Source organism: Pedobacter sp. PF22-3 (assembly GCF_026239555.1).
GTDB lineage: Bacteria > Bacteroidota > Bacteroidia > Sphingobacteriales > Sphingobacteriaceae > Pedobacter.
Map to the genome: position 1 here is coordinate 227,254 of NZ_JAPIVP010000005.1, position 16,767 is coordinate 244,020.

The following is a 16,767-nucleotide window of genomic DNA, read 5'->3' on the forward strand; positions in this document are numbered from 1 at the left end:
AAAAAGGATCAGAATACTGTTTGGCTTTTTATCCATACTAAGCTGCTGCTTGCTCATGCCGGCGGCAGTGAAGGCCCAAAAGCAAAAGCTGAATGATCAGATCGATAGTTTAATCATGACTGTAATCTCGGATGGGCAAGGTCCCGGAGGTGCGTTTATGGTTGCCCAAAAAGGAAAGGTAATTTACCAGAAGACTTTTGGGAAGGCTAATCTTGAGCTGAACGTTAAGCTTAATACTGAAAGTGTTTTTCAGCTGGGCTCTATGACAAAGCAATTTACAGCTGTAGCCATATTGCTTTTGGAGCAGCAAGGTAAATTGAATGTAAACGATCCGATTGCCAAATACATTGCAGGTTACCCTGCGGGCAATAAAATTACCATACACCACTTACTTACCCATACTTCGGGTATTAAAGATTTCACCAAAATGAAATCGCTTGCCAGTATTGCCCAAAAGGAGATGACAGCTAAAATGATGGTCGATTTTTTTAAGGATGAACCAGTTGACTTTGCTCCAGGCGAGCGTTTTGAATACAACAACTCTGGCTATGTGTTGCTGGGTTACCTTATCGAACTTGTTTCTGGTGAGCGATATGCAGATTTTATTCAACGCCACATTTTTGATCAGCTGGATATGGGCCATTCTTATTACGCTAATGATAGGCAGATCATCAAAAATCGCGCTTATGGTTACCAAAAGAAAGAAAATGCTTATGTAAATAAAACTTCAATTAATTTTAGTGTGCCCTTTTCTTCGGGTTCGTTAATGTCTACTTTAGCTGATTTGTTGAAATGGCAAAACGGGCTAAACCAGAATAAAGTGCTAAATACAAAGGAAACAACTAAAGCATTTTCAAGCTATAAATTAAACAATGGTGAACAATTTAATTATGGTTATGGCTGGCACATTAAAGAGATGGATGGTTTACCAATCAGAGCGCATGGTGGCAGTATATTTGGGTTCAAAAGCATGGGCATTTACGTACCTAGCGAAGATATTTACGTAGTTGGGCTCACCAACTGTGATTGCAATTCGCCAACTCTACTTACCGAAAATATAGCGCGGTTGGTTATAGCGCAGTTAACCAAAAGTAAGTAAACCGTTGTTAATTGATAACACCTGATTGCAAGTAGTGATGCTTTTTATTGCGGTTTGTTAATAATCGCCACAGTTAGCCTGCTAATGCAGTTCATTTTGCCTCGCTCATCGTAAATTTTTATTTCCCAAACGTGGGTTTTGCCCCCAATATGTAAGGGTTTGCATATGCCTTTAACCAAACCACTTTTTACAGGCCGCAAATGGTTGGCATTTACTTCTAAGCCCACAGCAACATGTTTTTCAGGATTGATACACATATAAGAGGCAATACTACCCAAGGTTTCTGCTAAAACTACAGAGGCACCACCATGTAAAATGCCTGCAGGTTGGTGTGTGCGTTCATCAACAGGCATGGTTCCGGTAATAAAATCTTCGCCAATTTCAGTAAAGCGAATATCAAGCAGCCCGCCTAAATGATTTTTAGGGCGGTTGTTCAGCTCATCAACCGTAAAGTTCTTAAACCACATGATAACGTTCTTTTAAAATAGAAACATGATGGATAATATGGCCACCAGCAATAAATAAAATAGATTTTACATTAATTTCTCTGCCCGAGGCAATACCTTTTCTGTTCAGCTCTTCTTCATTTAAAGATTTAAAAAGGTATAAGTTGGCTTTACGCAGGGCGATAAATTCTTCTATCAGATCTTCCAGGTCACGTTGGGTAAAGCGGGCGTTCAATACATATTCATCTTCCTCGAAACCTGGTAAAGGTTGCTGCTCTTTTCGGGCAAAACAAGTAATGCGATAAGCAAAAACACGTTCAGCATCAATAATATGGCCTAACATTTCTTTCAATGTCCATTTACCCTCGGCATAAGCGTAATCAGCTTTATCGGCGTTCGCCCTAAACAGGGCTGGAAGACTTTGGATCTGATCGTTTAAAATTTCGAAAATATCTCCGTTAACTTTACTGATATAGGTTTCGCCCCAAGTTGGATATTCGTTAGGCTGTGGTCGGTTCATATCTTAAACTGCTTTTTAATATTATTCTAAAAGTTGTGCCTTTGCCCAGTTCAGATTCTTTTACAAAGATTTCTCCACTGTGGTAATTTTCTACAATCCGTTTGGTAAGTGATAAACCGAGTCCCCAGCCACGTTTACGTGTGGTATAGCCAGGTTGGAAAACGGCATCGAATTTTGATCTTGGAATACCCTTTCCGGTATCGCTCACATCGATAAATACCTGCTCTTTGGCTAAATTTTCTATAATATTGATGGAGATCGAGCCTTCATTTTCTATGGCATTTGCCGCATTTTTGAGCAGATTTTCAATCACCCAATCAAACAATGGGACGTTTAACATTGCACGCACCTGTTCATCGCCAGTAATGCTAAATTTAACCTTGTCTGAAGTGCGTACTTTAAAATAACGGATAAAATCGCTCACTACAATATAAACCGTATGATCTTCAAGGATAGGTTTTGACCCGATTTTTGAGAAACGGTCTGTAATAATTTCCAGTCGCTTAATGTCGTTTTCCATTTCGGCAATCAGCGGATCATCTTCAGCATCAAATTTAGATTTCATCAGTTCTGTCCAGGCCATAAGTGATGAGATCGGTGTGCCCAACTGGTGTGCTGTTTCCTTCGCCAAACCTACCCAAACGTGGTCTTGTTCATCTTTACGGGCAGAACTGAATGCTGCATAAGCTGTTAAAAGAAAAAGGAAGATCACCCCCATTTGGATATATGGGAAATACCTCAACTGAGTCAAAATAAATGAGTCACGGTAGTATGCTTTAAATTTGCGGCCAAAAATATTCATTTCGTCAGGTGGATGCTGAGCTTTCATTTGCCTTAACTGCCGTACAAAATATAAACTATCGTAGGTGAGTTTGGTATCTGCAACAGGGTAATTGGTTTTAGTGCTGTCTAATCCAAAAAAAGAAGTAATCATTCCTGCAGAATCAATCATGATTACAGGGGTCTTGGTATTTTTTCTAACGGTTTCTACCACATCGCGGTAATCATCATTATCATAAAGAAACATGGCCCGTTCCTGAATCCGTACCCAAAGGTGAAACTGGTTTGCCTCTTCGCGTTCCATTTTTTTTACGAAAGAATCAGTGTAAAATACTGAAGCAATGCCAATTAAGATGGCAAAAATGAGAAGGAAGAACTTCCAGCGGCGTTTCTTTTGATAGGGATTCATGCTTTAGCTAGCCAAATTACAATAACAAAACGAAAAAAACATCAAACCATTATGCTTTTTCAAAACCTCCCCAATAATCATGTCGAAAACCTAGTAGTTTCATCACAGATGAAAACTCGATAAAATGGATGAAAAATATATCTTTGTAGCGAGCATAGTGCGCGGCGCATTGAGCATGGATTGCACCATGGCTCTAAGCTAATAACTCCCTGCTCTTTGCTTAATCATGGATAAAAAAGTTAGAGTAAGATTTGCCCCAAGCCCAACCGGAGGTTTGCATTTAGGTGGTGTGCGTACTGCGCTGTTCAATTATTTGTTTGCCAAAAAAAATAATGGAACTTTTGTACTTCGTGTAGAAGATACCGATCAAAACCGCTTTGTTGATGGCGCTGAACAATATATTGTAAACTGTTTAGACTGGTGCGGTATTACACCAGATGAAAGCCCGGATAACCCGGGGGTTTATGGGCCATATCGCCAAAGCGAACGCAAACCCAGCTACCGCAAATTTGCCGAACAGTTAATTAGCGATGGTTACGCTTATTATGCTTTCGATACCCCGGAAGATTTAGATGCCAAACGTAAAGAAATTCCAAATTTCCAATACGGGCAGGCCACGCGCATGCAAATGCGTAATTCTTTAACCCTTACCATTAGTGAGGTTGAAGAGTTGTTGGCAGCCAAAACACCACATGTAATCCGCATTAAGGTGCCAGGTGATGAAATTGTACATTTTAATGATTTAATCAGAGGCGATGTAAGTTTCGAAACGGCCTTGGTTGATGATAAAGTATTATTAAAGGCCGACGGAATGCCAACTTACCACTTAGCAGTTGTGGTTGATGATAAAGCAATGGAAATTAGTCATGCTTTTAGAGGGGAAGAATGGTTGCCTTCTGCACCGGTGCATATTTTACTTTGGAAGTATTTGGGTTGGGAAACGGATATGCCAGCTTGGGCACATTTACCTTTAATCTTAAAGCCAGATGGACATGGAAAATTAAGCAAACGCGATGGAGACCGGTTAGGTTTCCCGGTTTATCCCATGAACTGGACCGATCCTAAAACCGGAGATGTAACCAAAGGATTTAAAGAAATGGGCTTTATGCCCGAAGCTTTTATTAATATGCTGGCCCTTTTAGGCTGGAATGATGGTACCGACCAGGAGTTATTTTCTTTAAAAGAGCTGGAAGAAAAATTCTCGATAGAAAGAATCAGTAAAGCAGGCGCTAAATTCGATTTCGAAAAAGCCAAATGGTATAACCACGAGTGGATTAAAGCGGAGAGTGCAGAGCGCTTGGCACCAAGCGTAAAAGCGGAGCTCGAAAAGGCAGGTGTAGAAGTTAATGACGATGCTTTTTTAAATACCGTTATCGATCTGATTAAAGATCGCTGCCCTTTATTGCCTGATTTTGTGGCACAGAGCCGTTACTTTTTTGCCTCACCTGTAGAATATGATGTGAATTCGGTAAAACCAAAATGGACAGTTGAAAAGGCTGATTTCTTTAATAGTTTTGCCGCTGATTTAACATTAAGTGATGCCATTTCTGCTGAAGCAGCCTTTAAAGCCTTAGCTGAAGAAAAAGGCTTTAAACCGGGTGAATTAATGCTGCCATTCCGGATTATGCTGGTAGGCGGTAAATTTGGTCCGGGCGTTTTTGATATTGCGGTATTATTGGGTGCAGAAGAAACTAAAGCAAGAATAGCCAAAGCAATAGCTGTTTTTAACGCATAATATTGTTGAAGTATCTTCAAAGAAGTCAAACTTTTAAAAGTTTGACTTCTTTTTATATGCACAGTACGGTGTAGCTTTCCATTGCGCTATAGGTTAGGTAACGATATTGATGAGATAAAACCAGTATAGTATCTTGAACAGGAAATCTGGCTTCTTTTATAGTCACAACCTAAAAGAATAAATCAATAAAAATAATTTATACTTTAGTCTAACAATTCACGGGTAACTGAGGTTTATTCATAAAACTAAAATATAGATTATGCAATGGTTTGGAAAAGGCAGTAATAATGTGGAAGACGGTAGGAGTGGCGGTGGTGGAAAAACCATCCTTGGCGGAGGTGTGGGTATCATAATTGTGGTGCTCGGCCTAATTTTTGGCAAAGATTTAACTGGCTTGGTTGGTCAGGTTCCAGCTACCACGGGCACTGAAGAAGTTAAACAGGGTGTGCCGGCTAACGACCCACAGGCACAGTTTGTATCGGGTGTGCTAGAATCAACAGAACAGGTATGGGATAAGGAGTTTCAGGCAATGGGCAAGCAGTATGAATATCCTAAACTCAGGTTATTTAGGGAAGCTGTGCAAACAGCGTGTGGAAAAGCCAGCGCTAATGTGGGGCCATTTTATTGCCCGGGAGATCATAAAGTCTATATCGATTTATCATTTTATGATGATTTAAAAAATCGTTTTGGCGCTGCCGGAGATTTTGCACAAGCTTATGTAATTGCACATGAGGTTGGTCATCACGTTCAAAATTTATTGGGAATTTCAGAAAAACTGGATCGGGCACGTGACCAGGTTAGCGAAAAAGAATATAACCGCTTATCGGTGAAATTAGAATTGCAAGCCGATTTTTTTGCCGGACTTTGGGCGCACAATGCTCAAAATCTTAAGGATTTCAAATTGGATGAAGGCGATATAGAAGAAGCATTAACAGCGGCCAATGCCATTGGCGATGATAAATTACAAAAACAGGCTACTGGCGAAGTGCAGCCCGATTCTTTTACCCATGGTACTTCTGCACAGCGGATGTATTGGTTTAAAAAAGGTTTTGAAACAGGAGATATTAAACAGGGCGATACCTTCAATTCAAATAATTTATAAAAAATCAAAACATTTTTAAAACCAGGTTGTTTGTTTACAGTTAAAGAGATTCTATCTCCAAACCAAACATAATTATCCCGGCTTCTTATTTTTTTTAATCAAGATGATTCTTATAGTTGATGACAGGCCAGAAAACCTGATCTCGTTACAGAAAGTACTCCAGGCACACAATTTTGAGGTTGATACCGCATCATCTGGCGAAGAAGCGCTGAAAAAAGTTTTAAAAAATAATTATGTCCTGATTATTCTCGACGTGCAGATGCCGGATATGGATGGTTTTGAAGTAGCTGAAGCCATTTCAGGTTTCAGCAAGGCAAAAGATACAGCCATTATATTTCTCTCTGCTGTAAATACAGAATTAAAATTCATTACCAAAGGATACCTGAGCGGTGGATTGGATTATATCACCAAGCCAGTTGATATTAATGTATTACTGCTTAAAATAAAAACTTTTTATCGCATTTACGAGCAGAATAGAAAACTCAATGAGGTGCAGGAAAAACTGCTCGAAGAAATTGAATTTAGAAAGCAGGCCGAACATAAAAAAGACGAATTCATCAGTATTGCCAGCCATGAACTAAAAACGCCTTTAACCAGTGTAAAGGGGTATATTCAGCTGTTGCAACGGAGCATTAAAAGGGATGATAAAGCCATTGCCCAAAATCACCTCGAAAAGGCCAGTGTCCAACTCGAAAAACTGAACGAATTAATTGTTGATCTGCTTGATATCTCGAAAATTGAAAGCGGAAAGATGAAGTTTAATATGAAAACTTTTTGTGCTGATAACATGGTAAGTAATGCCATTGAGATGTTGCAGCAATCTAATCCCGATTTTAAAATCACGAAACTGGGCAAAACGCAAGAAATGATTTTTGGTGATGAAATGAGACTGGAACAAGTGGTTATCAATTTTATTACCAATGCCATTAAATATGCTCCAGGCACCAATCAGGTTAACGTAACCGTGAATATCAAGGATGAAAAACTTTATCTTGCCGTTAAAGATTTTGGTATCGGTATTTCAAAAGAACAGCAGCATAAAATTTTCGATAAATTTTATCGTGTAGAAGAAAGCAGTAACCGGTTTAACGGCCTGGGGATCGGTTTATACATCTGTTCTGAAATTATTAACCGTCATGGCGGTACCATCGGTGTAAACAGTGTTCCTGATGAAGGATCGGAGTTTTACTTTATCGTTCCTATTACCGAAGAAGAAATCCTTAAAAACCAGATCTAATTACCCTTAATCCATATAATGAAAACAACTCTTAAAAATAATTTACGTTTAGGCCTCGGCTTATCGCTAATTATTCTATTTATCAGTTCACTGGCCTCTTACGTAAGTATTGGTAACCTGATTAAAAGCACTGAACTGGTTAAACATAGCGATGAAGTAATTTTAACCACTGAAGGTGTAATTTCTACCTTGAAAGATGCGGAAACCGGGCAAAGGGGCTACCTGCTAACGGGAAATAAAACATTTCTGCAGCCTTATTATGGCTCTACCGACACGGCAATGGAAGCTTTAAAAAGGATAGAGGCACAAACGAAAGACAATGTTATTCAGCAGAAAAATGTTGCTGAATTAAGAAATATCCTGGCCCGTAGGCTCAATATCATTTCTTCTACAATAGAAATCAAATCGCTGGGTGGGCAGATCGATCCAACAGCACTTTTAGAAGGAAAAATCTATATGGACCAGGCTCGTAATGTTGTTAGCCGCATGGTGAAAGAAGAACGCAGGTTACTCGAAACCCGTACGGTAGAACTGAACAAACTGACTTCTTATACGCCGATTTTGATTTTAATAGCTGCGGTTCTTGCTATACTCATTACCCTGTTCTTTTATCGAAAAGTATCTATCGATTTTGATGAACGTGTTAAACTTCAAAAAGAAATTGAGGATAAAAAATACGAGATGGAGAAACGTATTGCGGCCATTAAAGAAATCGCAGTTCAGATCTCTAATGGTAATTATGGCGTAAAACTCGATAGCCAAAGCCGGGATGATATTGGCGAACTTTCCGAATCGTTAAATACCATGTCGGCATCACTAAAAAAATCTTTTGATATTTTAGAAGAGAATGAATGGTTGCAGACCGGAGTAGCTAACCTGAACGTGAAAATGGTTGGCGAAAAAGACGTTTTCCACCTGGCAGAAGATATTATAGAATTTTTGGCTAATTATACCAAAAGCCAGATCGGTGCCATTTATTTATTTAAAGATGATGGTTACCTGCATTTAAAAGGTCAATATGCTTTAAAAGGTCAGAATTTAACCGAAACGCTGGAAATTGGTCAGGGTTTGATTGGTCAGGTGGTTAAAACAGGTAAACCTATTTTGTTGGAGGATGTGCCTCAAAACGAATTGTCTATTACGCATGCCACCGGGAATATTAAACCAGCACAACTAATTGTGCTACCAATAATTAGAAATGAAATTTCGATAGGTGGATTAGAATTAGGTACGATTGGTAAATACAGCGATCTGCAATTACACTTTTTAAAACTGGTTTTATCTGATGTGGGTACCGCATTGCTGGGTGCGCAGAACAGGCTAAAACTGCAGCAATTGTTAGAAGAAACGCAGGCACAATCAGAAGAATTACAGGTTCAGCATAGCGAATTAGAAGGTTTAAATGCAGAACTTGAAGCGCAGGCACAGAAACTTCAGGCCAGTGAAGAAGAATTAAGGGTGCAACAGGAAGAATTGCTGCAGAGTAACCAGGAACTTGAAGAAAGAAGTAGCTTACTAGAAGAAAAAAACGAACTGATTGAAGAACGGAATATTGAGATTCAACAAAAGGCAGAAGCTTTAGAACTTAGCACAAGGTATAAATCAGAATTTTTGGCCAATATGTCGCACGAGTTAAGAACCCCGCTCAACTCAATATTGCTATTATCAAGATTAATGGCCGAAAATGAAGCCATGGATCCTGAACACCAGGAATACGCAGCGGTTATTCAAAGCTCTGGTCAAGGGCTTTTAAGTTTAATCGACGAAATTTTAGACCTTTCTAAAATTGAAGCAGGCAAAATGGAACTCGACCGGACAAATGTTAAGGTTGACGAGATTGTTTCCAGTATGCGTTCTTTATTTAACCCCTTAGCTAAGGATAAAAATCTAAATTTCACGATTGAAAAATCGGCAGAAGTCCCTGAATTTTTTCATACTGATAAAATGCGGCTGGAGCAGATTATTAAAAACCTGTTATCAAACGCCATTAAATTTACTACGGTAGGTTCCGTAACCCTAAATATCCATACCAATGAAAAATTAGGCGCACTGATATTTAAAGTTACCGATACTGGTGTGGGTATTGCACCAGAAAAACAAGGTATGATATTCGAAGCTTTTCAGCAGGCCGATGGCTCTACGCGCCGCAAGTTCGGTGGTACAGGCCTTGGGCTTTCAATTAGTAGAGAGCTGGCTAAACTATTGGGTGGATACATCGATTTAAAAAGTGCAGACGGTGAAGGAAGTGTTTTTACACTTACCCTGCCCATTGATAAAATTAAAGGCTTTGAAAGTGTAGTACCCCAAACAGAGAAACCTTTAACGGCTTTCGAAACCCCGGTAAAAAGAGTAAGCCACTTAACCGTAGGAAATATTCCGCAAGAGATTGAGGATGATCGTGATCATATTGAGCCTGATGATAAGGTGATTTTAATTGTTGAAGATGATACCCCTTTTGCTAAAACACTTTTAGATTTTACCCGGAAGAGAAACTATAAAGGTTTGGTTGCCGTTCGTGGCGACGTGGGGATTGAAATGGCGAAAACTTTTAAACCGCTTGCCATTTTACTTGATATCCAACTCCCTGTTAAAGATGGCTGGCAGGTAATGGAAGAGCTGAAATCGGATCCCGCTACACGCCCGATACCAGTACACATTATGTCTTCTTTGCAGGTGAAGAAAGAAAGTTTGCTTAAAGGTGCAGTAGATTTTATCAATAAACCCTTTGCCTTTGAGCACATGCAAGAGATCTTTTCAAAATTGGAGCATGCCTTAAGCCGTCATCCTAAAAAAGTACTTATTGTAGAAGAAAATGAGCAGCATGCCAAGGCGTTAAGTTATTTTCTAAGCAATTTTAATATCCAGACAGAAATTGTTAACCAGGTAAACGAAGGCGTTTCTGCCCTGCATAAGCCAGAGGTTAACTGTGTGATTTTGGATATGGGCATCCCGGATAAACATGCTTATGAAACACTTGAAGTGGTGAAGAAAACACCTGGCCTAGAAAATTTACCAATCATCATTTTTACGGGTAAAAACCTATCAAAAGGTGAAGAAAACCGGATTAAACAATATGCTGATTCAATCGTGGTTAAAACAGCGCATTCATATCAGCGTATTCTGGATGAAGCAGGGCTATTTCTTCACCTCGTAGAAGAAAAAAGCAAGGAGAAAACCAAAACACCTAAAAAGTTTTCCGAGCTGCAGGATGTATTGATCGGTAAAACGGTTCTCATTGCAGATGATGATGTGCGCAATATTTTCTCTTTAACCAAAATGTTAGAGCAGCACCAGATGAAAGTGATAGCCGCCATAGATGGGAAGGAAGCCCTTAAGCTACTAAATGAAAACCCCGAAATTGATGTGGTTTTAATGGATATGATGATGCCGGAACTAGATGGCTACGAAACTACAACAGCCATTAGGCAGGATATCAAATACCGCAACCTGCCAATTTTGGCCGTTACGGCCAAGGCGATGATGGGCGATCGTGAAAAATGTATTGCTGCGGGTGCCTCAGATTATATCAGCAAACCCGTAGATATGGATCAGCTGATATCGTTATTAAGGGTTTGGTTATACGAAAATCATCATACATCATAAAACATTTTATTTTATGCCTCAAAAATTAATTCTCATCATTGATGATGATAACCGAAACATTTTTGCTTTAAAAGCTGTTTTAAAGGCCAAAGGTTTTGATTGTTTATCTGCTATAAGTGCACACGATGGTTTTTCTATTTTAGAAAAGCACGATAATGTTGCCGTTGTTTTAATGGATATGATGATGCCGGATATGGACGGTTATCAGGCCATAGCGGCAATGAAAAAATCAGATAAAATGCAGAATATACCTGTATTGGCAGTTACGGCGCAGGCCATGGTTGGTGATAAGGAGCGCTGCCTGAGTGCAGGCGCATCGGGTTATGTTTCAAAACCCATAAATGTTGATGAATTATTAAAGCAAATAGAAAATTTTACAAAATAAAAGGTGATAAGTGATGTGATAGATAACGAACAGGTAGAGATCCTGTTGAATGATGTTTTAGAAAATCATGGTTATGATTTTCTGGAATACTCTCCTGCATCGATAAAAAGAAGAATTATACGCCTTTACGGACTGGATAATTTTGTAAGTTTTGCCGAGTTTCGTTATACGGTTAAGACAGATAAGCAATACTTTAAGCGCTTTTTAGAGGAAATTACGGTTAATGTTACCGAAATGTTCCGAGATCCTTCGTTTTACAAATCATTACGCAATGATGTCCTGCCTGTGCTGGGTACCTATCCATTTATCCGGATATGGGTGGCTGGGTGCTCTACCGGAGAAGAAGCTTATTCCCTTGCCATTGTTTTAAAAGAGCTCAATTTATTGCATAAATCACTCATTTACGCTACAGATATTAATCCATCGGTTTTAGAAAAGGCAAAAAAGGGTATGTTTCCTTTAACTTATTTAAAACAGTATTCTGAAAATTACCTGCAATCAGGTGGGTTAAAGGATTTCTCTGCTTATTATACTGCGAACTACTCTTTGGCAAAATTTGATGAAAGCTTAAACAGTAAGATGATCTTTTCTACGCATAACCTCGTATCAGACCATTCTTTTAACGAGTTTCAACTGATTTTATGTAGAAATGTATTAATTTATTTTGATAAAGGGCTACAGCATAAAGTTTTCAACCTGTTTGATAGTAGCATCGAGAAATTGGGCTATCTTGCACTGGGAAGTAAAGAAAGTTTGGAGTTTTGGCCAAAGGCGAGAGAATATAAAAGGGTTAAAATGGAGAAAATATGGCGCAAACTATAGGTTCTACATCTTGTGAGGCATTAATTATTGGTGGCTCAGCCGGAAGCTTAGATGTTTTGTTAGAAATTTTTCCGGCTTTAAGGAGTGATATCCGTTTTCCTATTGTAATAGTGGTTCACCGGAAGCCCAGTAACGAATCTCTTTTAACCGATTTATTAAAATCGCGCACAACATTGGCCGTTGGCGAAGCAGATGAAAAGGAGTTTTTAATACCGGGTAAAGTTTTTATTGTCCCTGCAGATTACCATATGCTGATAGAGGAAGACCGAAGTATATCTTTAGATTATTCTGAAAAAGTAAATTATTCCCGACCTTCGATCGATGTTACCTTTCAATCTGCAGCTGAAGTTTTTAAAGATAAGTTAGTCTGTATTTTACTTTCAGGCTCTAATTCAGATGGGGTAGAAGGATTAAAATGCGTAAACAGATTAGGGGGAAGGGCAGTTATACAGAATCCAAATACGGCTATAATGCCATATATGCCGCAGCAGGCGGTTATTAATGTTAAGCCGCATGTAATATTGGATAGCCACGATATGGCTCAATATATAAATAAATTAAATGATTAATTGCTTTTCGGAGATTAATATGATAGTTACGAAAAAAGTATTTGTTTTTGATGATAATAGGGATATCCTTGATCTCTGTACATTTATTTTGGAAGATGCCGGGTATGAGATAAAAACATCCGAAAGTGCCAATAACATAGAAGAACAGGTTGCGGCCTATATGCCTGATCTAATTTTTATGGATAACTGGTTACCTGACCTGGGTGGGATACAAGCGACCAGAGCTTTAAAAAGCAACCCTGATTTAAAACATATTCCGGTAATTTATTTCTCGGCCAACAATGATATATCTTCATTGGCTGATGAAGCAGGGGCAGATAGTTACCTATCGAAACCTTTTGATATTGCTGCGCTTGAAGAAATTGTAAAAAAGCATTTGAGTTAGTGCCATCTTATCACATGAACTCGATAATTGTTTAAGCAAACAACTGTTTTAAAAATGCCTACTAGACCATTTCGTCATGCTGAATTCATTTCAGCATCTTTTTAGTCATGAAAGACCCTGAAATAAATTCAGGGTGACGGTCGCTTAAATTAAAAAGCTGATAAAAGGTAATATTGCTATCGAACTTAGAATTATAATATCCAACCCCCAAAAAATGGCTATATAGGTTTTAACACCCCTTAGCGTCCTCTGCATAAAAAACTCAGCGGTCTTTGCGGTTAAACCAAATTTAAGCCTTACCCCAAATCCTTGTATTCAGATCCAGCTCATTAACAATATCATACATAAATTTTATAGTGGTAATATCATCATTCAGGACTTCGGTATTAATTAAAGATTTAAATACCGGGGCTTCAAAATAATTCCGTTTCAAGGGGAAAGCGATATACATCCTCGATTCGATAAAGGATAAACTGATATTATACTTGCTTTGATGATTGAGGTTTAGTATCCGTTCCATCAGAGCGGGTGTAAGGATATACCTGGATTCGACCTGGTCTGAACCATAAGTTACAAAGGTCTTATCAAATTCTACATTCTCCAATTGGATAACGTCATTGTTGCCAAAAGAAAACAGGTTTTTTGAAAACCATGCACCAAAAGCTGCTCCGAAGTCTTTTGGCCTGACGATGGTTACGCCATTAAATTTCTTATTAAAATCGGCTGCGAAGAGGATCCCTCTAAAAATGTCGTGCCACTCTGTTCGGGTTCCGTCTTTTGTTTGGGTTACTGTTTTATATTCAGCATGTACTTCAGCGAAGTAAAACCGGGTTTTACCAGCACATCCCATTACTAAATCTTCTGTTTTGTAACGATCAGGCTCATTGTTAAACAACTGTGTGTACATAAACTCCGAAGTTTCAATTCCCTGATAGGGATTAATCGATAAACTTTCGTCTAAAAATTTAAGGGCAGCACCAATTACATTCGTTTTATAGGCATTTTGGTAAGCTATTAAAGAATCGTTGATTTTGAAAAGCAAAACACCACCATAAATTATAGGTATTAGGCCAGCGATTACAGCAGGAATAGGAAAACCCAAAACGAAGCCTAAAATGCCAAGCAAAATACCTGTAGCAATAAAAATATAGCCTTTAGTTTGAGTACCGGCAATTCTTTTGCGTTCTACCTCCATTGTAGCCAAAACTTGCTGTAAGGCTACATTATTTGCAATATCGAACAACATTAGTTATTGAAAAGTTCTTTTGCGCTGATGTTTTTACGTTCTTCTGCTGCGGTTTCTAAAACGGCTATCGGCTGAAAGTTCAGCATCCCGGCAAATAAACTGCCTGGAAACATCATAATCGAATTGTTGTAATCGGTTACCGAAGCATTGTAGGTTCTTCTGGCAGCGGCAATCTGTTCTTCACTTTCCGTCCAGGTGGTTTGTAGGTTAATAAAATTGGTATTGGCTTTTAAATCTGGGTAATTTTCAATGTTAACCATTAAACCCCTCACATTGCTGCTCAATTGTGCATCTAAATCTGCTTTTTCTGCATTGCTGATATTCGGTAAACCTGCTTTTGACCTCAGTTCAACTATTTTGGTTAAGGTTCCCTGCTCATAAGTAGTGTACTGTTTTACTACTTCAACCAGGTTTGGAATAAGGTCGAACCGTTTTTTAAGCATTACATCAATGGCCGAGAAAGCATTTGTTACCTGGTTTTTCTTCCCGATAAGCGAGTTGTAAAAGAAAATCCCTATAAGAAAGATGAATCCGATAATAACGAGGGCAATAATCATAAATTTTAGTTTAAGGTTTAGATAATAAAGATAAGAAAAGGTTACAACATGTTATCGCTTTTCATTTTGCTCATGTTCCCGTTTTATCCGGCGTTCTAACCGTTTTTGTTTCCTTTTTAAATGATTAGCGCGCATCGACTTAAAATTTGCAATATGTTCACGTACTTCATTCTGCTTTTCTTCGGTAATTCCGATGCTATATTTTATCCCGGTAAAAAGGCCCTTCCAGATCATGTTAAAGAATGATGTGTTTGAAGGCCTACTGTAATTTACATTTACAGGTACCAGCTTACCGTCAGCACCGGGGTTTTCAGATTTGATGATCAATGCATTGGCTAAAAAAGAAAGAAAACCGCGTGTAACCAGGTGATCCTTTTCTGGATCGTTTTTCATCAGCGCAACAGACAGGTCGTAGTAGGAGAATGCAACCGTTCCTTTTGTGCCCAAATCATTTGCTTTGAAATTGAACTTTAATTTATCTACACTGCCGCGGTTAATGCGCACCAGGCCAAGGGGCTTAGTAATTTGGTTTAAAACCCGCGCATTGAAATTTTGTAAAACGCCGTGATAAGAAAATGAACCATCTTTAGCGGTAAGATTGAACATAAAGTTCACATCAAGCTTTCCCTGACCAAATAAGTATGTATTTAAATTAACCTCCATCGTTGGGTTAATGGCCTTAATATTATCAAGATTAGTAGCATTTTTTATTATTCCCGAGGTGTTTTCAAAACTGATCCGCCCTCTTTGATTACTTTCGCTATTAAAAACAGAATAGTTGATGTTTACATCTTTCAGCTGGATTTTCTGCACCAGAATAGGTGCCTGAACAAGTTGCAAAAGCTGATGGGGAAATTTACCGATCTTATTTTCCTGTGGTTTATTGGGGAGCCCGTTTTGGTTAAAAACAGATACAGAACCATTCGCAATGGCCATTTCTTTTGCCCAAAGTTCCTGTTTACTAATATAAAGTGGCAAGTCTATACCGTTGAGCATAATATCGCGCATGCTGATGTCAAAACGTTCTCTGGCATAACCTGCAACCTTGCCGAATTTCATTTCATCATATAATGGAACCAATGCAAAGCTATTTATCCTGAGTTTGCCCGTAGTAGCCCTAAAATCAAGTTGATCCAACTTAATGTCATACATTTTATCAGGCGTGCGGTACACATAGTTATTCAGGTTGATTACGATATCTTTTAGCAGGTAAAACCGGCTCGGGTCATCTGCAGAGGTAGAATCAACCAGCAAATCGGTTAACGTAATGTTAAGGTCGTCAATATTGAATGGGACTGAATGGGGTACATTTTTATTCACATATTTGAAGCTTACATCTTTAAATCGGATGGTTTTGATGCTAAACTCTTTCAGGTTTTTAGAGATGATATCGTAAGGCGATTTAAAGGGCTTGGGCGCACGTCCATCATTAAAAGCAAATTGTTGATTAACCATGGTTACTTCAGGTTTATCAAATATGATTTCCTCTAACTGCAGTTTTTTTTCGCGGTATAAGGTTAACGGATGGAAGCGCTTCACCACCAGTTTTTTTAAAGAAACCGTATATAAATTGTTTGGCGCTCTTTTTAAGGCGATAAGTTGCCTGAACCGATTGGTATCTGGCGTTATTTTTACGTTCTGTAAAGTGGCATTGCCCGTAAACACATTCGTGGATACCTTAGTAAAGCTGATGGTATATAAACTATCTGTTGATTTATAGAGCAGTGTTTTAATCCTATCCGTTAGAATAGGGCGAGACTTTACATTTAACAACCAGGCAATGCCTGCAAGTACGATAAAAACACTGAGTAATGTACACGCAATCCATTTAAAAACTTTATAACGGTATCTTCTGGTATCAGGCATTAAAAA

Annotated in this window: 15 protein-coding genes; 9 read left to right on the forward strand and 6 right to left on the reverse strand. The window is 38.6% G+C overall.

What is annotated here, in order from left to right:
* Positions 1-115: 115 nt before the first annotated feature.
* Entirely contained in the window at positions 116-1,099 is a 984-nt protein-coding gene (locus OQX63_RS09245; protein WP_265850589.1) for a serine hydrolase domain-containing protein, read from the forward strand.
* A gap of 44 nt (positions 1,100-1,143) precedes the next feature.
* Here OQX63_RS09245 and OQX63_RS09250 read toward each other — a convergent pair whose 3' ends face one another.
* The 3 genes from OQX63_RS09250 to OQX63_RS09260 are packed head-to-tail and all read right to left on the reverse strand — an operon-like array spanning position 1,144 to position 3,254.
* Positions 1,144-1,566, reverse strand: a complete 423-nt coding sequence (locus OQX63_RS09250) for a hotdog fold thioesterase (RefSeq protein WP_265850590.1) — start codon at positions 1,564-1,566, stop codon at positions 1,144-1,146.
* A complete protein-coding gene (locus OQX63_RS09255) occupies positions 1,556-2,065 on the reverse strand; it encodes a DinB family protein (RefSeq protein ID WP_265850591.1) in 510 nt (169 codons plus the stop codon). The genes OQX63_RS09250 and OQX63_RS09255 overlap by 11 nt, the downstream gene beginning before the upstream one ends.
* Positions 2,046-3,254 carry a sensor histidine kinase gene (locus OQX63_RS09260; RefSeq protein WP_265850592.1) on the reverse strand — a complete coding sequence of 403 codons (1,209 nt, stop codon included), beginning with the start codon at positions 3,252-3,254 and terminating at the stop codon, positions 2,046-2,048. The genes OQX63_RS09255 and OQX63_RS09260 overlap by 20 nt, the downstream gene beginning before the upstream one ends.
* 226 nt (positions 3,255-3,480) lie before the next feature.
* On the opposite strand from OQX63_RS09260, the gene gltX reads away from it, so the two are divergent.
* The 8 genes from gltX to OQX63_RS09300 all read left to right on the forward strand — a co-directional run bounded on the left by gltX (position 3,481) and on the right by OQX63_RS09300 (position 13,092).
* Positions 3,481-4,989, forward strand: coding sequence for a glutamate--tRNA ligase (gene gltX, locus OQX63_RS09265; RefSeq protein ID WP_265850593.1), 1,509 nt, complete (start codon positions 3,481-3,483; stop codon positions 4,987-4,989).
* A 259-nt stretch (positions 4,990-5,248) separates the two neighbouring features.
* On the forward strand, positions 5,249-6,091 hold the full coding sequence (locus tag OQX63_RS09270) for a neutral zinc metallopeptidase (RefSeq protein ID WP_265850594.1): 843 nt from the start codon (positions 5,249-5,251) through the stop codon (positions 6,089-6,091).
* Between the two features lie 103 nt (positions 6,092-6,194).
* Positions 6,195-7,328: a sensor histidine kinase gene (locus OQX63_RS09275; RefSeq protein ID WP_265850595.1), complete on the forward strand. Its 1,134-nt coding sequence runs from the start codon at positions 6,195-6,197 to the stop codon at positions 7,326-7,328.
* Positions 7,329-7,346: 18 nt separating this feature from the next.
* The gene (locus tag OQX63_RS09280; protein WP_265850596.1) at positions 7,347-10,931 is read left to right on the forward strand and encodes a response regulator; all 3,585 of its coding nucleotides are present in this window, start codon (positions 7,347-7,349) and stop codon (positions 10,929-10,931) included.
* 13 nt (positions 10,932-10,944) lie between these two features.
* Positions 10,945-11,316 (forward strand): response regulator, encoded by a 372-nt coding sequence (locus tag OQX63_RS09285; RefSeq protein WP_265850597.1) that lies wholly within the window; start codon positions 10,945-10,947, stop codon positions 11,314-11,316.
* Between the two features lie 6 nt (positions 11,317-11,322).
* On the forward strand, positions 11,323-12,138 hold the full coding sequence (locus OQX63_RS09290) for a CheR family methyltransferase (RefSeq protein WP_265850661.1): 816 nt from the start codon (positions 11,323-11,325) through the stop codon (positions 12,136-12,138).
* Positions 12,123-12,707 carry a chemotaxis protein CheB gene (locus OQX63_RS09295; protein ID WP_265850598.1) on the forward strand — a complete coding sequence of 195 codons (585 nt, stop codon included), beginning with the start codon at positions 12,123-12,125 and terminating at the stop codon, positions 12,705-12,707. The genes OQX63_RS09290 and OQX63_RS09295 overlap by 16 nt, the downstream gene beginning before the upstream one ends.
* A 19-nt stretch (positions 12,708-12,726) precedes the next feature.
* Positions 12,727-13,092, forward strand: a complete 366-nt coding sequence (locus OQX63_RS09300) for a response regulator (RefSeq protein WP_265850599.1) — start codon at positions 12,727-12,729, stop codon at positions 13,090-13,092.
* 289 nt (positions 13,093-13,381) lie between these two features.
* Here the strand turns inward: OQX63_RS09300 and OQX63_RS09305 are convergent, their stop codons facing one another.
* Genes OQX63_RS09305 through OQX63_RS09315 form a run of 3 tightly spaced genes read right to left on the reverse strand, consistent with a single transcriptional unit; the run spans position 13,382 to position 16,761 of the window.
* Complete coding sequence (locus OQX63_RS09305) at positions 13,382-14,338, reverse strand: DUF3137 domain-containing protein (RefSeq protein WP_265850600.1); 957 nt, start codon at positions 14,336-14,338, stop codon at positions 13,382-13,384.
* Positions 14,338-14,895: a LemA family protein gene (locus tag OQX63_RS09310; RefSeq protein ID WP_265850601.1), complete on the reverse strand. Its 558-nt coding sequence runs from the start codon at positions 14,893-14,895 to the stop codon at positions 14,338-14,340. Before OQX63_RS09310 ends, OQX63_RS09305 begins: the two co-directional genes overlap by 1 nt.
* 51 nt (positions 14,896-14,946) lie before the next feature.
* Positions 14,947-16,761 carry a hypothetical protein gene (locus tag OQX63_RS09315; RefSeq protein ID WP_265850602.1) on the reverse strand — a complete coding sequence of 605 codons (1,815 nt, stop codon included), beginning with the start codon at positions 16,759-16,761 and terminating at the stop codon, positions 14,947-14,949.
* Positions 16,762-16,767: the final 6 nt, after the last annotated feature.

Bases quoted from the DNA above. Each gene is read 5' to 3' on its own strand.
- OQX63_RS09260 (WP_265850592.1), bottom strand. From the start codon at position 3,254: ATGAATCCCTATCAAAAGAAACGCCGCTGGAAGTTCTTCCTTCTCATT.
- OQX63_RS09255 (WP_265850591.1), bottom strand. From the start codon at position 2,065: ATGAACCGACCACAGCCTAACGAATATCCAACTTGGGGCGAAACCTAT.
- OQX63_RS09285 (WP_265850597.1), top strand. From the start codon at position 10,945: ATGCCTCAAAAATTAATTCTCATCATTGATGATGATAACCGAAACATT.
- OQX63_RS09270 (WP_265850594.1), top strand. From the start codon at position 5,249: ATGCAATGGTTTGGAAAAGGCAGTAATAATGTGGAAGACGGTAGGAGT.
- OQX63_RS09280 (WP_265850596.1), top strand. From the start codon at position 7,347: ATGAAAACAACTCTTAAAAATAATTTACGTTTAGGCCTCGGCTTATCG.
- OQX63_RS09275 (WP_265850595.1), top strand. From the start codon at position 6,195: ATGATTCTTATAGTTGATGACAGGCCAGAAAACCTGATCTCGTTACAG.
- OQX63_RS09250 (WP_265850590.1), bottom strand. From the start codon at position 1,566: ATGTGGTTTAAGAACTTTACGGTTGATGAGCTGAACAACCGCCCTAAA.
- OQX63_RS09295 (WP_265850598.1), top strand. From the start codon at position 12,123: ATGGCGCAAACTATAGGTTCTACATCTTGTGAGGCATTAATTATTGGT.
- OQX63_RS09305 (WP_265850600.1), bottom strand. From the start codon at position 14,338: ATGTTGTTCGATATTGCAAATAATGTAGCCTTACAGCAAGTTTTGGCT.
- OQX63_RS09300 (WP_265850599.1), top strand. From the start codon at position 12,727: ATGATAGTTACGAAAAAAGTATTTGTTTTTGATGATAATAGGGATATC.
- OQX63_RS09315 (WP_265850602.1), bottom strand. From the start codon at position 16,761: ATGCCTGATACCAGAAGATACCGTTATAAAGTTTTTAAATGGATTGCG.
- gltX (WP_265850593.1), top strand. From the start codon at position 3,481: ATGGATAAAAAAGTTAGAGTAAGATTTGCCCCAAGCCCAACCGGAGGT.
- OQX63_RS09310 (WP_265850601.1), bottom strand. From the start codon at position 14,895: ATGATTATTGCCCTCGTTATTATCGGATTCATCTTTCTTATAGGGATT.
- OQX63_RS09245 (WP_265850589.1), top strand. From the start codon at position 116: ATGACTGTAATCTCGGATGGGCAAGGTCCCGGAGGTGCGTTTATGGTT.